Source organism: Lentzea sp. DG1S-22, from assembly GCF_036321065.1.
GTDB classification, from domain to species: domain Bacteria; phylum Actinomycetota; class Actinomycetes; order Mycobacteriales; family Pseudonocardiaceae; genus Lentzea; species Lentzea jiangxiensis.
On record NZ_CP143276.1, the window covers coordinates 7861506 to 7882712 of the forward strand.

Sequence of the window (21207 nt, forward strand, 5' to 3'; positions counted from 1 at the left end):
GTGATGGAGCGGTGCGCGGAGATCTCGCGCAGCCGGGAGCAGGGATAGAGGAGGGACATCACGTGCGTAAGCACTCTGTGAAGTCCGCAGCGATTGTCGGTGCCTCGCTGCTTGTTCTTGCAGCTTGTGGCTCGAACAAGACCGAGGGCGGCGGCAACACCGGGGGCAGCTGCGACACGTCGAAGGGCACTCTGACCGTCGGTGTTGTCGCCCCGTTGTCCGGGAACCTGTCCGCTCTCGGCCTCGGCATCAAGCAGTCCGCCGAGCTCGCCGTGGACGAGGCGAACAAGAAGTGCACGGTTCCGGGCTACAAGCTGACCGTGTCCGCTCAGGACGACGAGGCCAACCCCGCCAAGGGCGCCCAGGCCGCGACGAAGCTGTCGACCGACCCGAACGTCGTCGGCGTCGTCGGCACGCTCAACTCGTCGGTGGCCCAGACGGTGCAGCCGATCCTGCGGGACAAGAAGATCCCCCAGGTGTCGCCCGCGAACACCAACCCGTCGCTGACCAGGGGCAACGACTTCCTGACGGCCCCGAAGCGCCAGTTCGACAACTACTTCCGCGTCTGCACCACCGACGACCTGCAGGGCCCGTACGCGGCCAACTACCTCGTCGAGAAGGCCGGCAAGAAGAACATCGCCATCATCACCGACGGCAAGACCTACGGTGAGGGCCTCGCCGCCGAGCTGTCGAAGCAGGTCGCCAAGAAGGGCGGCAAGATCGTCGGCTCCGAGAAGGTCGGCGAGAAGGACACCGACTTCTCCGGCGTCATCTCCAAGATCAAGGCGCTGAACCCGGACGCCGTCTACTACGGCGGTGAGTACCCGGTCGCCGGCCCGCTGTCCAAGCAGATGGCGTCCGCCGGTCTCAACGTCCCGCTGATGGGCGGCGACGGCATCTTCGACCCGAAGTTCGTCGAGCTCGGCGGCAAGGAGGGCGACCTCGCCACCTCCGTCGGCGCGCCGACCGAGTCCCTGGCCACGGCCAAGGCCTTCGTCGAGGCGTACAAGGCGAAGTTCGGCAAGGAGGACTACGCCGCCTACGGTGCGTTCTCCTACGACGCCGCGAACGCGATCATCGGTGGTCTGGCCAAGACCGTCGAGGGCGGTGCCTGGGACGACTCGAAGCGCGACGCCATGCTGACCAACGTCGGTGCCTACAGCGGCTCCGGCGCCACGGGTGAGGTCAAGTTCGACCAGTACGGCGACAGCACGAACAAGGTGCTGACGGTCTACTCGGTCACCTCTGGCAAGTGGAAGGACGTTCAGACCGGCGAGTTCACCGGCTGACGACTACCTAGTCACTGATTGAAGCCACGGCGGGGGCGGGCGTTGTTTGCTCGCCCCCGCCGTCTACGGAGGTAGTCGTGTCAGTCCTGCTCCAACAGCTGGCCAACGGGGTCGTGCAGGGTGCGTTGATCGCCCTGATCGCCCTCGGGTACACGATGGTGTACGGCATCATCCAGCTGATCAACTTCGCCCACGGCGAGGTCTTCATGGTGGCCTCGTACGGAGGCCTCGCCACGTTCACGCTTCTTCCGGAAGACCTCCAGAAGTCGCCTGCCGTGGCCCTGCCGCTCATGTTCGTCGGCGGCATCGTGGTGGCGGTCGTCGTCGCCGTGGTCATGGAACGCTTCGCCTACCGGCCGCTGCGCAACGCACCCCGGCTGGCACCGCTGATCACAGCGCTCGGCGTGTCCGTCTTCCTGCAGGAGGCCGTGCGCGTTTTCTACCCGAACGCCAAGTCGAACCTGCCGTACCCGAAGGTCTTCCCCGAGGGCAACCTCACGCTCGGCCCCGTCAACGTGTCGTGGACCGGTGTGCTGCTCGTCGGGCTCTCGATCGGCCTCGCGGTCATCCTGCAGACCTACATCAACAAGTCGAGGATGGGCCGGGCGATGCGCGCGACCGCGCAGGACCCCGACACCGCGAAGCTCATGGGCGTGAACCCGAACCGGGTGATCGTGCTGACGTTCGTGTTCGGCGCCGTGCTCGCCGGTGTCGCCGGCATCATGTACGGCGGCTACCTGAACAACATCAACATCGACATGGGCTTCCAGACCGGCATCTTCGCCTTCACGGCGGCGGTCCTGGGCGGTGTCGGCAGCATTCGGGGCGCGGTCATCGGCGCGTTCATCATCGGTCTGATCAAGACCGTGGCCGGCCAGTACATGCCGGGTGGTACCCAGTACGACTACGTGTGGATCTTCGTCGTGCTGATCCTCGTGCTCGTCTTCCGCCCGCAGGGTCTGTTCGGCGAGCCGGAAAGGGTGCGCGCATGAGCACGGTCGACACTTCTTCTGGCAAGCGCTCCGCGCTCGCAGCGCTCGGCAAGCCGTTCGCGGCCGCCGGTGGCGTCCTGGGCATCGTCGCGGCACTGCTGCCGTGGGTCACGTTCACCCTCAACGACGGCAACTGGCCCGACAAGTCGACGCTGCAGTTCTTCGACGCGCCGTTCTCCGTCACGGGTTTCCGCTGGCACGTCCTGCTCCTCGGTGTCCTCATCCTGGTCGCCGCGTTCGCGCCGGTCCCGTCCAAGGGCCGGGTCGTCCGGGCGCTCGGCTGGGGCCTCACCCTCGTGTCGTTCGTCAACGCCGCGTACATCACGGTCAAGGGCGGCGGCCTCGGCGCCATCACGGCCCTCGACGGCGCGACCGCGTTCGGCGGTGTGGTCGGCCTGGTCGCCGGTGTGCTGGCGATCCTCGCGGGCTACGGCATCGGCATCGAGCCGGTGGGCGACTGGAGATTCAAGGTCTCGACGCCGGTCGCGTACCTCGTCCTGCTGGTGTCGTTCGGCGCGGTGCTCTACGCCGTCGCGGCGATGCTGACCACCGGCGGCGTCGGCTCGGCCAACCCGTACGCGGGCGCGATCTTCCTGTCGTTCCTCGGGTTCGCCGCCGGCATCCTGGCCGCGCTGAGCGGCGTCGGGTTCGTGCGCTGGATCTCGGCCCTGTCCGAGCAGCACCGCGTGTTCAGCGTGGTCGTGCTGGCGGCGTGCGCGCTGCTGCTGCCGTTCACCGACGCGGGCAACGAGTACTGGATGACGGTCGCGGCGAACATCGGCATCTACGCCGCCACCGCGATCGGCCTCAACATCGTCGTCGGCCTCGCGGGTCTGCTCGACCTCGGGTACGTGGCGTTCATGGGAATCGGTGCCCTCGTGGCGGCGAACTTCTCCGGTGCGGCCACCGCGTACTTCGGTTTCGACCTGCCGTTCCCCGTCGCCGCCGTCATCGCGGCGGTCGTGGCCGGCATCTTCGGCGCCATCGTCGGTTCGCCGACGCTGCGGGTCCGCGGTGACTACCTCGCGATCGTGACGCTGGCGTTCGGTGAGATCTTCACCCGCTCCGCGCAGAACGACATCGGTGGCTTCACCAACGGGTCCAACGCCATCCCCGGCATCCCGGCGCTGTCGCTGTTCGGCACGGAGTTCAACCGGTCGATCTCGATCGGCTCGGTGAAGCTCCCCGCGGGTGTCCTCTACTACATCCTCATCGTGCTGCTCGTCGCGGCGACGATGGCCGTGTTCGCGAACCTCAAGTTCAGCCGCATCGGCCGGGCCTGGATCGCGATCCGCGAGGACGAGGACGCCGCCCGCGCGATGGGCATCCGCACCGGCAAGATGAAGATCCTCGCGTTCCTCATCGGTGCCATGCTCGCGGGTCTCGCGGGCGCGGTGTTCGCGCACAAGAACGGCACCGTCTCGTACGAGTCGTTCAAGTTCCTCGAGTCGGTCACGCTGCTCGCGGCGGTCATCCTGGGCGGCATGGGCTCGATCCCCGGCGCCGTGCTCGGTGCCGCGCTGCTGTTCGTGCTGCCCGAGAAGCTGCGCGACTTCGAGGACTACCGCCTCATGATCTTCGGCCTCGCGCTGATCCTGATCATGCGGTTCCGGCCGGTCGGCCTGATCCCCGATGCGCACAGGCGCGCTGAGATGGTCGAACGCGCCGATGAGAACGCCGAAGAGGCGCATTTGGAGGCGAAGAAGGCATGAGCACGCCGGTTTTGGAGGCGCGCGACGTCTCGATGGTCTTCGGTGGCCTCAAGGCGTTGAAGGGCGTCACCCTGACGCTCGAAGAAGGAAAGATCGTCGGCCTGATCGGCCCGAACGGCGCGGGGAAGACCACGTTCTTCAACTGCCTCACGGGTCTCTACACGCCGACCACCGGTCAGGTGCTGCTCAAGGGCAACGTCCTGCCCGGCGACCCGGCGAAGGTGACGGACGCGGGCGTGGCCCGCACGTTCCAGAACATCCGCCTGTTCCCCAGCATGACCGTGCTGGAGAACGTCATGGTGGGCCGGCACGTCCGGATGAAGCAGGGCCCGCTGGCCTCGCTGTTCCACGGCCCCGCCTACCACCGCGGTGAGAAGGCGGCGCGCGAGCGGTCGCGGGAGCTGCTCGCGTTCGTCGGCCTGAACGGCGTGGACGACGAGCTCTCGCGCAACCTCCCCTACGGCGACCAGCGCCGTCTGGAGATCGCGCGCGCGTTGGCGACGGATCCGGCGGTGCTGCTGCTGGACGAGCCCACCGCGGGTATGAACCCGCAGGAGACGGAAGCGACGCAGCAGCTGATCTTCCGCATCCGCGAGACGGGTGTGTCCGTCGTGGTCATCGAGCACGACATCAAGTTCATCTTCGGCCTGTGCGACTCGGTCTCCGTGCTCGTGCAGGGCGAACTGCTCGTCGAGGGCAGCCCCGAGGTCGTGCGGGCGGACCCGCGGGTGGTCGAGGCCTACCTCGGCAAGCCGCCGGAGGAAGTCCAGCACGACGTCGAGGCCGCGAAGGGAGAGCAGGCATGAGCCCGCTGCTCGAAGTCCGCAACCTCTCGGTCGCCTACGGCGCGATCGAGGCCGTCCGCGACATCTCGTTCACCGTCGAGGCCGGCCAGATCGTGTCGCTCATCGGCTCGAACGGCGCGGGCAAGACCACGACCCTGCGCACGATCTCGGGTCTGCTCCGGCCAGCGGCCGGCGACATCCTGTTCCAGGGCAAGCCGATCCACAACCAGCCGGCGCACGCGATCCTCGGCATGGGCATCTCACACTCGCCCGAAGGTCGTCGGCTCTTCCCGCGGATGACCGTGGAGGAGAACCTGCAGCTCGGTGCGTACGTCCGCAAGGACGACGGGGTGCAGGCCGACATGCAGCGCGTGTACGACCTCTTCCCCGTGCTGGGGGAGCGGCGGCACAACAAGGCCGGCCTGTTCTCCGGCGGTGAGCAGCAGATGCTCGCCATCGGCCGCGCGATGATGTCCAAGCCCCGCCTGCTCATGCTCGACGAGCCCTCGATGGGTCTCTCGCCGATCATGACGCAGCGGATCTTCGACACCATCAAGGAGCTGCAGTCGCTCGGCACCACCATTCTGCTGGTGGAGCAGAACGCCCTCGCGGCTCTGGCGTTGTCGGACCACGGGTACGTGATCGACCTCGGCAAGACCACTCTGGACGGTCCGGGGCACTCGCTCCTGGCCGACCAGCGGGTGCGCGACGCGTACCTGGGTGAGTCCCACTGAGGTCGTCGTCGTGGGAGCGGGGCGGGGGACTTTCCTCCGCCCCGCTTTCGTTTGCGCGCAGGAGCTCGGGTGCGCCGGGAGCCGCGGGGTGGGGCAGTGCCGGCCTGGCCGCGAGGCGCTTCCGGCCTCGCCGCGCGCCGAGCCTCCCGCTCAGGCGCGGTCGAAGTCGGCCAGGATGCGCGGCAAGGCCAGTTTGACGGTCCTGCCGTGGTTCACGTCGGCGCCCAGGTCGACGAGCGTGCTGCGGGCGTGGTGCTCCTTGAGCCGTTGGTCGCAGTAGGCGGAGGTCTCGAGGAGCGTGTCGCGGTCGCCGGCCGAGGAGTAGATCGTCACCGGGACCGGGGGGCGCCAGTCGCAGTAGCCGTCGGCCTCGCGGAGCTTCGCGCGGAGGATGCCCGTGGGGTGCCGCAGGCGGGCGGAGTAGGAGTCGGTCAGCAGTTCGCGCATGGTGGCGGGGAGGTGCCGGAAGATCTCCTCGTTGGGGTGCTCGCCGTCGAACAGGGCCTCGACCGACGGGTCGCGGAAGACCTCCGCCGGGCTGTCGTAGAGGGGGAAGAGGCGGTTCCAGGCCACCGTCCAGTACGCCATGTACGCGACGCCGTTGGCGATCTCGTCGTCCAGCGCCTTGGCCACCAGCAGGCTCGGCTTGAACGGGCCGCCGATCGGGGCCAGGGCCCCCACCTCCAGCCGGGGGTCGGCACCGCGCTGCAGGGCCTGGCCCAGTGCCATCGCCGCGTGGCCGCCCTGGGAGTGGCCGGTGATCATGACGCGCCGGTCGGGGCGCAAACCTCTCGACGCGGCGTACGAGCGGGCGGCGCGCAAGGCGTCGACGGACGCGGTGACCGTGGACGGGGCGTCGACGTACGGGTGGAAGCCCGGGCCGGTGCCGAGGCCCAGGTAGTCCGGCGCCGTGGTCAGGTAGCCCGCCGAGGCGAACAGGTAGGTGGCCGCCCTGTCGTTGCCGTCGGCCACGGACGCGACGGAGCCCCGGTACCCCGTGGTGCCGTGCAGCCACGCCGCCTGGCGGGGCGTTCTGCCGCCGTCGCGCGGCAGGGCGACCAGGGCGCTCGCCGTCGTCGGTTTCCCGAAGGCGTCGACGGTGCGGTAGGTGATGCGCTTCGCCTCCACGGCGAAGCGGACGCGCGAGGCGTCCAGGGCGTGGTCCCGCAGGTGTGCGACCAGCTGGTCGGTGTCCATCGTGGACACCGGGGCGACGTCGAGGAGCTCGCCGCGCGCCGGGCGCGCCGACGCGGTGGCCGGGACCGAGGCCGCGACCAGCGCGCCGCACAGGACCGCTGCTGACAGTCGGGTCGTGAAGGTCATGCGACCCACGATGTCGGGCTGATCTTGGTCGCACACTGGGGCTGACCGCACAGCCGAGGTGTGGTTTACCCCAGTGTCAGGCTCCGGGCGCTTTGGGGCGCAGGAGGCAGGTGAGGCGGGCGGTGCAGGTGCGCTTGCCGTCCTCGTCGGTCACGACGATCTCGTACGTCGTGGTGCTCCGTCCCAGGTGGATCGGACGGGCCACGCCGGTGACGGTGCCCTCGCGCGCCGCTCGGTGGTGGGTGCAGGAGAGCTCGAGCCCGACGGCGATCAGCCCGTGCTGGGACGCGTGCATGGCGGAGGCGACGGAGCCGAGCTGTTCGGCGAGCACGGCGTTCGCGCCGCCGTGGAGCAGACCGAACGGCTGGCGGTTGCCTTTGACCGGCATCGTGCCGACCATCTCCTGGACATCCCATCGGGTGATTTCGATGCCCATGCGGACGTGCAGCTGTTCGTCGGCGAACTCGATCGGCAGGTCGGGGGTCACGCGGGCTCCAAGGGCTCGAGCAGAACTGTCAGACCCCCACCCTAGACTCGGGCCCGTGACTACCTCAGACGTGAAGCGGCTCCTGCTCATCGACGGTCACTCGATGGCCTACCGAGCGTTCTACGCCCTGCCCGCCGAGAACTTCGTGACGAAGACGGGCCAGGTCACGAACGCCGTGTACGGGTTCACGTCCATGTTGATCAACATCCTGCGCGACGAGAAACCGACGCACGTGGCGGTGGCGTTCGACGTCTCGCGCAAGACTTTCCGCTCTGAGCAGTACCCCGAGTACAAGGCCGGTCGCACCAAGACGCCGGACGAGTTCCGCAGCCAGGTCTCCCTGATCCAGGACGTGCTCGCCACGCTCCGCATCCCCACGATGGAGAAGGAGAACTACGAGGCGGACGACATCATCGCGACCCTGACCACGCAGGCCGTGGCGCAGGGCATCGAGGTGGAGATCGTCACCGGCGACCGGGACGCGTTCCAGCTGGTCAACGACCAGGTCACGGTGCTGTACCCGGTCAAGGGCGTCTCGGAGATGGGGCGGTTCACGCCCGCGTACGTCGAGGAGAAGCACGGTGTGCGCCCCGACCAGTACGCGGACTACGCGGCGGTGCGCGGCGACTCGTCGGACAACCTGCCGAACACGCCGGGCGTCGGCCCGAAGACGATCATCAAGCTGCTCAACCAGTTCGGCGGGCTCAACGAGCTCGTCGACCGCGTCGACGAGGTGCCGGGCAAGGTCGGCGAGGCGCTGCGCGGCAACCTGGCGAACATCATCATGAACCGCCAGCTCACCGAGCTGGTCAAGGACGTCGAGCTGCCGTACACGATCGACGGCCTCGAGGTGCAGCAGTGGGACCGCGACGCCGTGCACGCGCTGTTCGACGAGCTGGAGTTCCGCGTCCTGCGCGACCGTCTCTTCCAGACCCTGACGACGGCGGAGCCCGAGGCCGAGGAGGGCTTCGAGGTCTCCGGCGGCGCCATCGCCGCCGGCACGCTCAAGACGTGGCTCGGTGAGAACGCGAGCACGACCCGGGTGGGCGTCGCCCTGCGCATCACGACCGAGCTGGAGGGCGTCGCGCTGTGCACGGCCACCGGTGAGGGCGGCTACGTCGACGTGACGCAGCTGAACGAAGCAGACGAGCAGGCGCTCGCCGCGTGGCTGGCCGACGAGGGCGTGGCGAAGGCGGGCCACGACCTGAAGCTGCCGTTGCGGCGCGTGCGCGCCCGCGGGTGGAAGCTGCGCGGCCTGACGTCGGACACGGCGCTGGCCGCCTACCTGGTGCGTCCCGGCCAGCGCTCGTTCGCGCTAGACGACCTGGCGCTGCGCTACCTCAAGCGCGAGCTGCGCGCGGAGGAGTCCGGCGACGGCCAGCTGTCGCTGCTCTCCGACGAGTCCGAGGAGGCGCAGAAGCTCGCGACCAGCACGATCCTGCGCGCGCGTGCCGTCGCCGAGCTCGCGGACCGCCTCGACGAGGAACTGGTCGCGATCGGCGGCACCGACCTGCTCGCGAACCTCGAGCTGCCGCTCATGAACGTGCTCGACGAGGTCGAGGCGGTCGGCATCGCGATCGACGTCGAGCACCTCTCGGAGTTGGAGGCGCACTTCGCCGCGGGCGTGAAGCAGGCGGCCCAGGACGCGTACTCGGTGATCGGCAAGGAGATCAACCTCGGCAGCCCGAAGCAGCTGCAGACGGTCCTCTTCGACGAGCTGAACATGCCGAAGACGAAGAAGACCAAGACCGGCTACACCACGGACGCGGACGCGCTGCAGAACCTGTTCGAGCAGACCGAGCACCCGTTCCTGCAGCACCTGCTCGCGCACCGCGACGTCACGCGGCTCAAGTCCACTGTGGACGGCCTGCTGAAGTCGGTGGCGGACGACGGCCGCATCCACACGACGTTCCACCAGACGATCGCCGCGACGGGCCGGCTGTCCTCGACGGACCCGAACCTGCAGAACATCCCGATCCGCACGGACGAGGGCCGCCGCATCCGCCAGGCGTTCGTCGTCGGCGAGGGCTACGCGGAGCTGATGACCGCGGACTACAGCCAGATCGAGATGCGGATCATGGCCACGCTGTCGGGCGACGAGGGCCTCATCGCGGCGTTCAACAGCGGCGAGGACCTGCACACGTACGTGGCCTCGCAGGCGTTCGCCATCCCCACCTCCGAGGTGACGGGCGAGATGCGCCGCCGAATCAAGGCGATGTCGTACGGCCTCGCGTACGGCCTGTCGGTGTTCGGTCTGTCGCAGCAGCTGCGCATCCCGACCGAAGAGGCCCGCGAGCAGATGGAGGCGTACTTCGCCCGCTTCGGCGGAGTGCGCGACTACCTCAACGAGATCGTCGAGAAGGCCCGCAAGGACGGCTACACCGAGACCGTCCTCGGCCGCCGCCGCTACCTGCCGGACCTGACGTCGGACAACCGCCAGCGCCGCGAGATGGCCGAGCGCATGGCCCTCAACGCGCCGATCCAGGGCAGCGCCGCCGACATCATCAAGGTGGCCATGCTGGGCGTCTACCGCGCACTGGAGTCCTCGGGCCTGCGCTCGCGGATGCTCCTGCAGGTCCACGACGAACTGGTGCTGGAGGTCGCCGACGGCGAGCGCGAGGCCGTCGAGGCCCTCGTGCGCGCCCAGATGGGCAACGCCTACCAGTTGCGGGTCCCGCTCGAGGTCTCGGTCGGCGTGGGCCGCTCCTGGGACGACGCCGCCCACTAGTCGCGGACACGACAGCCCGTCATCCCGGTCAGGGGTGGCGGGCTGTGGCTCAAAGAGGTACTTCGAGGCCTCGAGACCGGCAGCGGTCTCGCGTTCACGCCGGTCGCTCCGACTCCGCGAGGCGGACGACGCCGTCGCACGCGAACCGGGCGAACGCGTCGTCCTGCAACGAGGTGTTTCACCGGGGCGCCACCGTCGTGCACCACGGTGCCGGCACCACCGCGACGGCCGGCACGCCGCAGTGGCCGCCGAACACCTCGTGCCGTTGTGGCCGCACCGAGAAGGAAGTGAACCGCGCCATGTGAGACGTACGTGTTGTGGGTGTCCGCAGTGAGGGGTGACCCGCAATGTCGTACCAGGTTGGGCTCGATCTCGGATCCGCAGGCACCACCGTCGCCACCGCCTGCAGCGTCACGACAGGCCGCAGGCGTCAGCAGGCGCCTGCCAGGGAAATCGCGCAAGTCCTCGACGGCCTCGCACAGCGGTACGGGGAGCCGCCGAGCCGTGTCGCGCTGACGCATCCACTGTGCTGGCCGCACGAACACCTCGAACAGCTCCGGCAGGACCTGATCGACGAGGGGTGCGCGGGCGTGTTGTTCGTGCCGGCGCCGCACGCCGCCGCCATCGCGTTCGACGCCGACGTGCGAATGCCCGGGCACAGCACCGTGGCGGTGTTCGACTTCGGCGCCACCGGGTGCGACATCACGGTGTTGCGCAAGCAGAGCGTGTTGTTGCCGGCCGGGCAGCCGGAACGGGTGGAGGGCGGCGGCGTCGGGCTCGACGAGCTGGTGGCGGAGCACGTGATCGCGAAGATCGGCACGCACAGCCTGGAGCTCGTGCGCAGCTGCGTCGAGGCGAAGGAGCTGCTCGGCAGCTACCCGGAGGTCCGGATCCCCTACGTCGTGCACGGCGAGGTGCGCGAGGTGCGGCTCAGCCGGCTGGAGTTCGAGGCGGTCATCCGGCCGTCGGTGGAGAGGGTGGTCGACGCGCTGGAACGCGTGGCGGCGAGCGCGGGGCCGTGCCCGCCGGACGTCGTCCTGCTCGTCGGCGGCTCGTCGCGGATCCCGCTGGTGACGGGGGAGATCGGCGAACGGCTGGGCATCCCGGTGATGAGGGCGCCGGACGGCACCACGGCGATGGGCGCGTACCTCGAAGCCAGGCGGCTCGAACCCGGACCCGCGGACGAGCACGCCGTCGAGGTGCCCGCGCCTCGTCGCGAGAAGGAGCGCGAGCGCGGCCTGCCGACGACGCCGTTCATCGCGGCGGGGCTGCTCGCCCTCGTCCTGGGCGGCGGGTGGGCGGCGCACCGGGCGTGGGACGAGCAGAAGGTGATCATGGAGAACACCAGCGTGCGGCTGGAGCCGCCCGGGACGGCCGAGCTGCCCCGGATCAGCGCACCCGCGCCCTGATCTCGCGCACGGTCCTGTCGACCTCCTCCGGGGTGTTGAGGATCGACGTGCCGATCCGCGCGTACGGGATCCGGTATGCCGCGGTGGTGATCTGGATCCGCTTCCGCGCCAGTTGCTCCACGAGCTCGGTCCCGGTGTGGCCGGGGACGTCGAAGCACACGAGGCCCGCGGAGACCGCCGGGTCGCGCGGGGTGTGGACGACGACGCCGGGGACCTCGGCCAGGCCGGCGGAGAACCGGCCGGACAGCTCGGCGATGCGGGCCGCCACCCGCTCGCGGCCGAGCCGCTGGTGGAACCGCACCGCCGCCCGCACCGCGTACTGGTGCTCGAACGCGTGGAAGCCACCCGGTCCGAGCAACGCCGTCTCGCTGCGGTCGCTCAGGCTCGGCAGCAGCGGCGTGATCTGGTCGCGCACCTCGGGGTTCACCCACACCATGCCGGTGCCGCGCGGCCCGAAGAGCCACTTGTGCGTGCCCGCCACGAACACGTCGGCTCCGAGGCGTGCCGCGTCGTCGTCGACCGCCGCCAGTCCGTGCACGCCGTCGACGACGAGAAGACAGCGGTCCTCCGCCGTCCGGCCCTTGTTGGCCTCGGCGACGACCTGCGCGCACGCCCGCACCGGCATCTTCACGCCCGTGCTCGACTGCACCCACGTGACGCCCACGGCACGGGTTCTCGGCGTGATCGAGTTCCGCAGCCGCGTCGCCACCTCGTCCTCGGTGACCTTCGCGGAGCTCTCGTAGAGCGTGCCGACCCTGACCTTCGCCCCGACGCGTCCCGCCGCCAGCCGTGCGGCCTGCTGGTGCCACGCGTGGTCCTGGTCGCTGAGCAGGACCTCCTGGTCCGCGCGCAGTTTCAGGCCGCCGTAGACGATCGAGAGCCCCATGGTCGTGTTCGGCACGAACGCGATGTCGTCCGCCGAGCCGCCGACGTACTCCCCGAGGGCGGCCGCGCTCTCCTGCGCCTGGCCGAGCATCAGGTCGTGCGAGTTGGCGTCGAGCCGGCGCCGGAAGTCGTCGACGGCGTCCCGCACCTCCCGCGGGTTCGACGCGAGGTAGAAGAGCCCGAGGTTCACGAGCGCCGGGTCGAGCCGGAACTCGCGGCGCACCGCGGCCCAGTCCACTCCCCGCGCGGCCGACGACGCGGTCGGCGCGACGGCGAGCAGTCCGGCCCCGACGAGGAAGTCACGACGATCCATGCCGTCCATTGGACAGCGGCGCGGGCACCGGCGCGAAGGGCAATCCGGCCGGAGTTCACCCCCTGGCTGTCACCTGCACGTCACGCGCGGTCAGCTCGGCGCCGCACCCGGTGCACTCGACCTTCGCGCGCACGCCGCCCCCGCAGTCGCGGTGGTGCAGGTGGAACGACTCCTCCTCGTCCGGCGCCATCCACTTCTCGCCCCACGTCCGCAGCGCCATCAGCACCGGGTAGAGGTCGCGGCCCTTCTCGGTGAGCCGGTACTCGTGCCGCGTGCGGCCGTCCTCGTGGTACGGCACGCGCTTGAGCACGTTCTCCTGCAGCAGCACGTTCAGCCGGTCGGTCAGGACGCTGCGCGAGATGTCCATCGTGGCCTGGAAGTCCTCGAAGCGGCGGGTGCCCAGGAAGATCTGGCGGAGCAGCAGCAGCGTCCAGCGCTCGCCCAGCAACGCCGCGGGGCGGCTCAGCGTGCAGGGCATGCTCGCGAAACTCGAGTACGGCATGACACCAGGATATCCCTTGCGTTCGATTTTCGAACTCAGCTACAGTTCGGATTCCGAACTCAGAGGGGTCGATCCTCATGCGCGTCACCGAGCTCAACCGCGACACCGCGCCGGAAGCTGTCGACGCGGTGTTCGCGGGACTCTCCGCCCGAAGCCGCTACCTGCGCTTCCACTCACCGACGCCGCGGTTGACGGCCTCGGCCCGCCGCGTGCTGACCGACGTGGACGGGGAACGGCACGCGGCCGTGTGCGCCCGGATCGGCGGTGACCCGGTCGGCATCGCGAGGGTGATCAAGACCGGCGGGTGCGGGGCGGAGATCGCGGTCGCCGTGGTCGACCTCTGGCAACGCCGCGGTGTGGGCCGCCGGTTGCTGGAGGAGCTGACCTCGGTCGCGGCCCGGCTGGGCGTCGCGGAGCTGCGCGGCACCGTGCTCCCGGACAACCACGCGATGCTCGCGCTCGTGCGCAGGGTGCTGCCCGGCGTGCGACTGACCAGGCAGGACGACGCCGTCGAGCTGAGCTACCCGCTCGCGTGGGCGCTCGCCGAGATCTCGGACGCCGACCTTGTAGACAGCTTGCAGAGAACTTAGAGACGACGGCCAGAGCATGGCCGCGTGACCACTGTTCGTGCCGCCGGCCGCCTCATCACCCGTCCCGAGATCGTGGCGCGCGCCTGCTCGTGGGTGCGCGACTCGGTCCCGTACAGCCAGACCTCGTTCCACCGCAACGAGCACGGCCTCTACCGCGCCGACTGCTCCGGCTTCGTCTCGATGGCGTGGGCGCTGCCCGGCAGGCCCGAGCACCGCTACGGCGGCCTGGACACGCCTGGACTCGCGGGCGTGAGCAGCCTGATCGCACCCCGGGAGCTGCGGGCGGGGGACGTGGTCATCCGCGCGGAGGGCACGAACCTCACGCGGCACGTCGTGATCTTCGCCGCGTGGGCGGCGGAGCCGGGGAGGTACTGGGCGTACGAGCAGGCCGGTGGTCACCGCACCCGGTTGCGCGCGCTCACCTATCCCTACGAGACGGGAGCGGGACTCTACGTCCCGCGCCGCTACCTGAGCGTTCTGGAAGGGCCGGGCTAGTCCACGCCAACGGTCAAAATCCACAGCAACGAGGAACGTTCGACCGGACCAAAACTTCACATCGCCTTGCTACCGTGACCGGCATGAAACGGTGGGGGATGTTGGCGGTAGCCGCGGCGGCCATCACGTTCGGGTCGACGCTGGCCATGCCCGACGTCGCTGTCGCCGCCGCCGAGGGCGGCGTGATCTGCGGGACGTACGAGGCCAACTCCAAGATCACGCGCAGCGAGGTCCTGGCGCGCTCGCGGACGTGGATCAGCGCGCGAGTCCCGTACAGCCAGGCCGACTGCTTCGGCAACAGGTACGGCGCCTACCGCACCGACTGCTCCGGCTTCGTCTCGATGGCCTGGGGCCTGCGCATCTCCTACACCACGCACATCCTCGAGCAGGTCGCGCACCGCATCGACTGGGAGGACCTCCGTCCCGGCGACGCGCTCAACGACCGCGAGAGCCACGTCGCGCTGTTCATCGGCTGGGCCGACGCGGCCAAGACGCGGCCGATCGTCCGCGAGCAGGCCGGGCCGGACGGCAGCCGGACCGTTCAGCGCGTGTGGAGCGCGAGCACGGCCCGTCAGTACGTGCCCCTGCGCTACAACAACATCGTCGAGGCCGGCGGCGGCAGCTCCGGCAGCGAGACGCCGGTGACGGACAAGCTCGTCGTCAGCTCCGGCCCGCAGATCTCGAACACCGGCCAGCAGCAGCTCGAGATCTTCGCCCGCGACGCGGACGGCGCGGTCATCACGAACTTCCACAAGACCAGCCGCTGGAACGGGTGGCAGCAGCTCGGCTCCGAGCACTTCGCGGGCGACCCGGTCGCGCTGATGAACCCCCAGACGAAGATCGTCGAGGTGTTCGCGCGCGGCACCGACGACCGGATCTACCGCCGCGTCGACGGCCACTGGGCCGCGCTCGGCGACACGGTCGTCGCGGGCGACCCGGCCCTGCAGTGGAACGACAGGACGAAGGCCGTCGAGGTCCTGGCCCGCGGCGTGGACGGTTCGCTGCTGCGCTTCACGGACAGGTGGGCGCAGGTCGGCGACCGCAAGATCCAGGGCACCCCGGTCGTCGCCGAGAACGACGTCTACGCGCGCTCCTCCGACGACAAGCTCGTCAAGTGGGACGGCACGACCTGGCGGGACCAGGGCGACAAGAAGATCGTGAGCGACCCCAGCGTCGCCGTCGACCAGGTCTTCGTGCGCACCGAGTCCGGCAGCGTCGAGCAGTACGCGGCGGGCGTCTGGACCTCGCTCGGCGGCAAGGGCACCGGCGCCCCGTCGGCGGTCTACAACTCGACGACCGGCTCCATCGACGTCGTGCAGCTCGGCGAGGGCGGCTTCGTCGAGCACTCCCGCGCGGCCGACAAGGGCTGGACCACGTGGGCGCGGCTCGGCACCACCAAGGTCGCCGAGGCGCCGAGCGCGATGTACCACGCGCAGACGAAGACCGTCGAGGTCTTCGCCCGCACCGAGGACGGCAAGCTGGTCCGCCGCTTCCACAAGGAGAAGGCCGGCTGGAGCCAGTGGGCGCTGCTCAGCGACCGCGGCGTCAGCTGAGCGCCTTCACCGCCTCGACCACGACCTCGAAGAACCGCTCGACGTCCAGGCCCACGGCCACACGGGCGTTGGGCGGTTCTCGCGTTCTGCCGTGCAGGTCGACCACGGTCGCGCCACGCGTGAACGTCCCGGTCGTCTCGATCCCCACGAACGCGTCCACGCACGTCACCAGGGACGGGTCGATCACCCGCGCGACCCCAGGGCGTGCAACCGCGCCACCACCTCCGGGGTCACCAGTGCCTGGTGCGTCACGTTCAACCCGACCATGGTGACGGGCACGCCGCTGCCGAACACGATCGCGGCGGCCTCCGGGTCCACGTAGATGTTGAACTCCGCGTACGGCGTCGTGTTGCCGCGTCCGGTCGATCCGCCCATCAGGACGATTTCGCGCACCGCGGAGGTGCCGTACCGCTGCAGGTACATCGCCACGTTGGTCAGCGCGCCGGTCGCCACCAGCGTCGCCGGCATGTTCGCGTGCATCACGTCGATCGCGTGATCCTCCACCACACCAACGGGAAGAGCGCCGAGCTCTGGTCCGTCCATACCGGACTCACCGTGGATGTCCTCGGCGACGTACAACGGCCGCACCAGCGGTTTCGCACACCCCCGCGCGATCGGCACCGAGATCCCGGCCGCCGAACAGATCCGCTGGGCGTTCAGCGTGACCTTGCCGAGCGTCTGGTTCGCCGCGACGGTCGTGATCGCGCGCAGGTCGATCTCGGGCGATCCCGCCGCGAGCAGGATCGCGATCGCGTCGTCGTGGCCGGGGTCGCAGTCGAGCACCACAGGAGTCGGCATGACCCCGTCCTGTCCGTGCCGTAGCGTGGGGAAAACGTTTGCAGGGGGTCGCGGATGGCACGCAGGCGCTATGCGGTGGTCGGCACGGGCTCGCGCGCGGAGCGGCACGTCCACGCCATCGCGGTCGAGCACGCGGACACGTGCGAGCTCGTCGCGTTCGCCGACGTGAACCGCACCCGGATGAACGTCCACAACGAGCGGCTGGCCGAGCTCGGCCTCGGTCCGGTTCCCGCCTACGACGCCGCGGACTTCCCGAAGATGCTCGACGAACAACGGGTCGACGTGGTCGTGGTGACCACCGTCGACCGGTTCCACGACAGGTACGTCGTCGAAGCGCTCGACGCCGGCCGTGACGTCGTGACCGAGAAACCCATGACGACGGACGTTCCGTCGGCCCGCAAGGTCCTCGACGCCGTGCACCGCAACGGCGGCAACGTCACCGTCACGTTCAACTACCGCTACAACCCGATCCACGAGAAGGTGCGCGCGCTGCTCGCAGATGGTGCTGTGGGCGAGATCGGGTCCGTGCACTTCGAATGGTTGCTCGACACCCGGCACGGCGCCGACTACTTCCGCCGCTGGCACCGCGACAAGGCCAACTCTGGCGGGCTCGTGGTGCACAAGTCGACCCATCACTTCGACCTGCTCAACTGGTGGGTCGGATCGGTGCCCGACACCGTGTACGCACAGGGCCGGTTGTTCTTCTACGGCCACGAGAACGGCGAACGCCACGGCTACACCGACGACGACCGGTTCGCGATCGACCTGACGCGCGACGACTGGCTGCGGAGGCTCTACCTCGACGCGCGCCACGAGGACGGCTACCGCCGGGACCGCAACCCGTTCGACCCCGGTGTGTCCATTGAGGACGACGTGTCCGTGCTCGTCCGGTACGCGAGCGGCGCGACCCTGACGTACCACCTCACGGCCTATTCGCCGTGGGAGGGCTACCGGTTGATGGTCAACGGAAGCAGGGGACGCCTCGAACTGGAGGTCGTCGAGAACTCCTGGGTGTCGGGCCAGAACCCGTCCGTGCACGGCGTCGGCGCCAGTCCGGAGCAGGGCTGGGCGAAGCTCTCCGTGCAGCGGCTGTTCGAGGAGCGGGAGGAGATCCCGCTGGAGTACGACCGGGAGGGCCACGGCGGCGCCGACCGGCGGATGGTCGACGCGCTGTACGGACCGGCCGGGCAGCAGGACCCGCTCGGGCGCCGGGCGACGCACCACGACGGCGTGCTGTCGCTGCTGACCGGGTTCGCCGCCAACCGCAGCTTCTCCACCGGCGGGCCGGTCCGGGTCGCCGACCTGCTGGACCTCCGGCGGCCGTGACGGTGCCGCCGCGGGTGTCCGGATGCTGTCGCGAGCGTGTCTTGGTCGGCTCGGCGCATTGAATTTCGCGGCACCTCGGCCGATGCTGGCCAGCGGGTGGTCGCGGCGGGCCCGAGAAGGGTGATGACGATGCGTGTTGCGCTGGTCGGTGCTCGGGGGCGTGGGGCGCGGCACGTCGAGAACCTGCTGAGGCTCGGCCGCGACGGGGTCGCCACGTTCGTCGGCGTCGTGGACGTGGCGGACGTCGACGTGCCGGTGCCGTCCTACCCCGACCTGCCCTCGCTCGCCGCGGAGCTGCACCCGGAGGTCGTGGTGGTCTCCTCGCCGCCCGCGACGCACCGCGACCTGGTCCTGGAGGCCTTCGGGCTCGGCTGCGACGTGCTCGTCGAGAAGCCCGCGGTGCTGTCGGTGGCGGACTTCGACGAGATCTCCGCCGCCGCCCGCGACCGCGGGCTCGTGTGCCAGCTCGGGTTCCAGACGCAGGGCACGGGTTCGTACCGCCGCCTCTGCTCGTTGATCGGCTCCGGTGCGTTGGGCGACATCTCGGGCATCGGCGCCGCCGGCCGTTGGGTGCGCACGGACTCCTATTACGAACGGGCCGAGTGGGCCGGGCGGCAGGGCGAGGACGGGACGCTCGTGAACCCGTTCGCGCACGCACTGCAGAACGCGTTGCTTCTCGCCGATGTCGAGGAACGGACCGACATCACCGTCGAGCTGGAGCTGTACCGCTGCCGCGACACGATCACAGCGGACGACACGGCCTGCGTCCGCGTGACGTCGGACGGTGCGCCGCCGGTCGTGGTCGCCACGACGTTGTGCGCCACGACGTCGTTGCCGCCGGTCGTCCTCGTGCACGGATCGCTCGGACAGGCCGTGTGGTGGTACGACGACGACCGGCTCACGGTCAACGACCACCGCATGGCCGTGGTGCCGTCCATCGACCTGCTCGAGAACCTCATCCGCCACCGGCAGTCGGGCGAGCCCCTCGTCGCGCCGCTCGCCGCCGCGCGGGCGTTCACGTCGGTCGTGGAGCAGTGCGGCAAGGCCGACGTGCCGCTGCTGCCCGCCCGCCGGGTGGGTGACCGGGTGGTGCTCGACGGCATCGACGAGGTCGTCGTGCGGGCGGCCGAGAAGGTCGCCACGTTCGCGGAGCTCGGCTGCGGGTTCGGGCGGTAGTCTCCCGCGAGGTCCGCCGTGTTCGGGAGAGTGGCGTTGGACACCTACATCGACCTCAGGGACGTCCGGGTCTCCGGCTACGTCAGCACGGGGCTCATCGCACTGGTCGCCGCCGAGTCCGTGTGGGGCACGGTCAACGACTGGCAGGGCGGCTCGCCGTCGTGGAGCTTCCTCGCGATCGTGCTGGTCCTCCCCGCCGCCGTGGCGTTCGTCGTGTGGTTGCGCAACGCCACGCACAACGCCGAGGCGATCGCGCTGCACGGCGTGCGGATGGTGTCGCAGGTGTGGAAGGCGAGCGACCCGGACCAGCGCGAGGTGCCGTTCGCCGAGCGCGTGGCGAGTCCGCTGATCAAGCCGTGGCAGTACGCGTTCCTCGCGATGGTCCTGTGCGACGTGCTCGAGTCGTTGCTGCTCGACACCCGCGCGTACGTGGTGTTCTCGACGTTGTCCACCCTGTGCGCCCTCGGAGCGGCGGGCCTCGCGTGCTTCGTCGTCCTCCGGATCTCGGCCATGCAGCAGCGGTTCGCGGTACCCGTTCGCAAACGGCCGTGACTTCGGGTAGTGTTCTCCAGTGGTTGCGGTTTTGTGTTCGTGTTCTGCACGCTCGCCGAACTTCAGTTGCGAGCGCTTCTCCTCCTTCACGGTTGGGGCGGTCTGCTCATGACCAACCACTGAGTGGTCGCACAGTGCGGCTCACTCGTCAGTAATCAAGGAGAAGCAGTACATGGCTAACGGCACCGTCAAGTGGTTCAACGCCGAAAAGGGCTTCGGCTTCATCGCCCCCGAGGACGGCGGCGCTGACGTCTTCGTCCACTACTCGGCCCTCAACGGTGGCGGCTACCGCAGCCTCGAAGAGAACCAGAAGGTCTCGTTCGACGTCACGCAGGGCCAGAAGGGCCCGCAGGCGACGAACGTCACCGCTCTCTGACGTCGTCTTTCACGAACGCGGGGCCCCGGGAACTTTCCCGGGGCCCCGCGTTCGTGTCGTGCCCGTCGCGTTTCCCCTAGCCTGGCCCGATGCCGTTGCTCGGACCAGCCGATCCGCTGCCGCACGTGCCCCGGCGCGTTCTCGTCGCCGGCAACGCGGGAGCGGGCAAGTCGACTCTCTGCCGGCGCATCGCACGGCAGCACGGCCTGCGCCGGGTCGAACTGGACAGCCTCTACTGGGGCCCGCGGTGGACGCCCCGCCCCGAGTTCCGCGCCGACGTGGCGGCGTTCGCCCGCCAGGACGCCTGGGTCACCGAGTTCCAGTACAACGAGGTGCGCCCGGAGCTGCTGGCCCGCGCGGACACGCTGGTGTGGCTGGACCACCCGTTCCCGGTAGTCGTGGGACGTCTCGTCGTCCGCACGATCAGACGGCGGGCGGGCAGGGTCGAGTTGTGGAACGGTAACCAGGAACCGTCGTTGTGGTCGGTGTTCACCGACTCCGAGCACATCCTGCGGTGGGGTCCGAGGACCTACCGGCGCAGCAGGACCAGGGTGCTCGCCCTGGTCGACGACGTGGTGGTCGTGCGGCTGCGCGGGCAGGCGCAGGTGGAGCGGTGGCTGGCCGGGCCGCTGGCCTCGGTCGGGGAGGAGCGTGCCCGGTGAGAACGGCTCTGGTGCTCGGCGGAACCGGCATGCTGGCCGGCTGCGCGCAACAGCTCGTGACACGCGGGTGGCGGGTCGTGCTGCCGTCGCGGACCCAGCCGCTGGCAGCCGATGACGGCCCGGGCAGGGCAGCGCGCGCGTCGATCTCGCGCGGACACCGCCCGACCTGGGTGCGAGCCGACTGGGCCGACCCCGCGGCGCTCGCCTCGGAGGTCGAGTACGAGCTCGACGGCCACCTCGTGAACCTGCTGGTGGCGTGGGTGCACACCAGCTACCGCACAGGAGTGCTCACCGCCGTGCACCGCCTTCTCGCCGAGGGCGCACCGGTGGTGGAGGTGCACACGTGCGCGCCGGTGCCGGACCCGGTGCTGCCGAACCCGACCCAGCAGGTGCTGCTCGGCCACTTCGCCCACGACGCCACCAACCGCACGAGCCGTGCGGTGCTGGAAGCCGTCGAACGGGCGTTGGAGGGACGGCCCCCCTCGCTGCACCACGAGGACGCCCGCTGAGCCACGCCTGT

The 21207-nt window shown here is 69.8% G+C and carries 20 protein-coding genes and 1 pseudogene; 16 read left to right on the top strand and 5 right to left on the bottom strand.

The window, feature by feature from the left end:
• Positions 1–62: 62 nt before the first annotated feature.
• From V1227_RS37380 to V1227_RS37400, 5 genes are all read left to right on the top strand, one after another.
• Positions 63–1289 (top strand): branched-chain amino acid ABC transporter substrate-binding protein, encoded by a 1227-nt coding sequence (locus V1227_RS37380; protein ID WP_090095767.1) that lies wholly within the window; start codon positions 63–65, stop codon positions 1287–1289.
• Positions 1290–1366: 77 nt separating this feature from the next.
• Positions 1367–2281 (top strand): branched-chain amino acid ABC transporter permease, encoded by a 915-nt coding sequence (locus V1227_RS37385; RefSeq protein WP_236218080.1) that lies wholly within the window; start codon positions 1367–1369, stop codon positions 2279–2281.
• The gene (locus tag V1227_RS37390) at positions 2278–3993 is read left to right on the top strand and encodes a branched-chain amino acid ABC transporter permease (protein WP_329789835.1); all 1716 of its coding nucleotides are present in this window, start codon (positions 2278–2280) and stop codon (positions 3991–3993) included. Before V1227_RS37385 ends, V1227_RS37390 begins: the two co-directional genes overlap by 4 nt.
• Complete coding sequence (locus V1227_RS37395; RefSeq protein WP_090095769.1) at positions 3990–4799, top strand: ABC transporter ATP-binding protein; 810 nt, start codon at positions 3990–3992, stop codon at positions 4797–4799. Before V1227_RS37390 ends, V1227_RS37395 begins: the two co-directional genes overlap by 4 nt.
• Positions 4796–5512: an ABC transporter ATP-binding protein gene (locus V1227_RS37400; protein ID WP_329789836.1), complete on the top strand. Its 717-nt coding sequence runs from the start codon at positions 4796–4798 to the stop codon at positions 5510–5512. Before V1227_RS37395 ends, V1227_RS37400 begins: the two co-directional genes overlap by 4 nt.
• A gap of 150 nt (positions 5513–5662) precedes the next feature.
• Here the strand turns inward: V1227_RS37400 and V1227_RS37405 are convergent, their stop codons facing one another.
• Complete coding sequence (locus V1227_RS37405) at positions 5663–6835, bottom strand: alpha/beta hydrolase family protein (protein ID WP_329789837.1); 1173 nt, start codon at positions 6833–6835, stop codon at positions 5663–5665.
• A 76-nt stretch (positions 6836–6911) separates the two neighbouring features.
• Positions 6912–7271: a hotdog fold thioesterase gene (locus V1227_RS37410; protein ID WP_329794209.1), complete on the bottom strand. Its 360-nt coding sequence runs from the start codon at positions 7269–7271 to the stop codon at positions 6912–6914.
• Positions 7272–7425: 154 nt separating this feature from the next.
• On the opposite strand from V1227_RS37410, the gene polA reads away from it, so the two are divergent.
• Positions 7426–10050: a DNA polymerase I gene (gene polA / locus V1227_RS37415; protein ID WP_442916565.1), complete on the top strand. Its 2625-nt coding sequence runs from the start codon at positions 7426–7428 to the stop codon at positions 10048–10050.
• 347 nt (positions 10051–10397) lie between these two features.
• Complete coding sequence (locus tag V1227_RS37420; protein ID WP_329789839.1) at positions 10398–11459, top strand: Hsp70 family protein; 1062 nt, start codon at positions 10398–10400, stop codon at positions 11457–11459.
• Here V1227_RS37420 and V1227_RS37425 read toward each other — a convergent pair.
• Positions 11440–12657: an aminotransferase class V-fold PLP-dependent enzyme gene (locus V1227_RS37425; RefSeq protein WP_329789840.1), complete on the bottom strand. Its 1218-nt coding sequence runs from the start codon at positions 12655–12657 to the stop codon at positions 11440–11442. The two genes, V1227_RS37420 and V1227_RS37425, sit on opposite strands and share 20 nt — an antisense overlap.
• Before the next feature lie 55 nt (positions 12658–12712).
• Positions 12713–13159, bottom strand: coding sequence for a winged helix-turn-helix transcriptional regulator (locus V1227_RS37430; protein WP_329789841.1), 447 nt, complete (start codon positions 13157–13159; stop codon positions 12713–12715).
• 77 nt (positions 13160–13236) lie between these two features.
• Between V1227_RS37430 and V1227_RS37435 the strand changes: the two genes are divergently transcribed.
• The 3 genes from V1227_RS37435 to V1227_RS37445 all read left to right on the top strand — a co-directional run bounded on the left by V1227_RS37435 (position 13237) and on the right by V1227_RS37445 (position 15797).
• On the top strand, positions 13237–13749 hold the full coding sequence (locus V1227_RS37435) for a GNAT family N-acetyltransferase (protein ID WP_329789842.1): 513 nt from the start codon (positions 13237–13239) through the stop codon (positions 13747–13749).
• A 24-nt stretch (positions 13750–13773) separates the two neighbouring features.
• A complete protein-coding gene (locus V1227_RS37440; protein WP_329789843.1) occupies positions 13774–14244 on the top strand; it encodes a hypothetical protein in 471 nt (156 codons plus the stop codon).
• A gap of 83 nt (positions 14245–14327) precedes the next feature.
• The gene (locus V1227_RS37445; RefSeq protein WP_329789844.1) at positions 14328–15797 is read left to right on the top strand and encodes a hypothetical protein; all 1470 of its coding nucleotides are present in this window, start codon (positions 14328–14330) and stop codon (positions 15795–15797) included.
• Here the strand turns inward: V1227_RS37445 and V1227_RS37450 are convergent.
• Positions 15790–16595: pseudogene (locus tag V1227_RS37450) on the bottom strand (nucleoside hydrolase). The gene V1227_RS37445 and the pseudogene V1227_RS37450 overlap by 8 nt on opposite strands.
• Before the next feature lie 54 nt (positions 16596–16649).
• Here V1227_RS37450 and V1227_RS37455 point away from each other — a divergent pair.
• From V1227_RS37455 to V1227_RS37480, 6 genes are all read left to right on the top strand, one after another.
• On the top strand, positions 16650–17921 hold the full coding sequence (locus V1227_RS37455) for a Gfo/Idh/MocA family oxidoreductase (protein WP_329789845.1): 1272 nt from the start codon (positions 16650–16652) through the stop codon (positions 17919–17921).
• Positions 17922–18044: 123 nt separating this feature from the next.
• The gene (locus V1227_RS37460; RefSeq protein ID WP_329789846.1) at positions 18045–19097 is read left to right on the top strand and encodes a Gfo/Idh/MocA family protein; all 1053 of its coding nucleotides are present in this window, start codon (positions 18045–18047) and stop codon (positions 19095–19097) included.
• An 18-nt stretch (positions 19098–19115) separates the two neighbouring features.
• Positions 19116–19649, top strand: coding sequence for a hypothetical protein (locus tag V1227_RS37465; RefSeq protein ID WP_329789847.1), 534 nt, complete (start codon positions 19116–19118; stop codon positions 19647–19649).
• 172 nt (positions 19650–19821) lie between these two features.
• On the top strand, positions 19822–20025 hold the full coding sequence (locus tag V1227_RS37470) for a cold-shock protein (RefSeq protein ID WP_086665400.1): 204 nt from the start codon (positions 19822–19824) through the stop codon (positions 20023–20025).
• Between the two features lie 89 nt (positions 20026–20114).
• Positions 20115–20687 carry an AAA family ATPase gene (locus V1227_RS37475; protein ID WP_236218054.1) on the top strand — a complete coding sequence of 191 codons (573 nt, stop codon included), beginning with the start codon at positions 20115–20117 and terminating at the stop codon, positions 20685–20687.
• Entirely contained in the window at positions 20684–21196 is a 513-nt protein-coding gene (locus V1227_RS37480) for a hypothetical protein (RefSeq protein ID WP_329789849.1), read from the top strand. Before V1227_RS37475 ends, V1227_RS37480 begins: the two co-directional genes overlap by 4 nt.
• Positions 21197–21207: the final 11 nt, after the last annotated feature.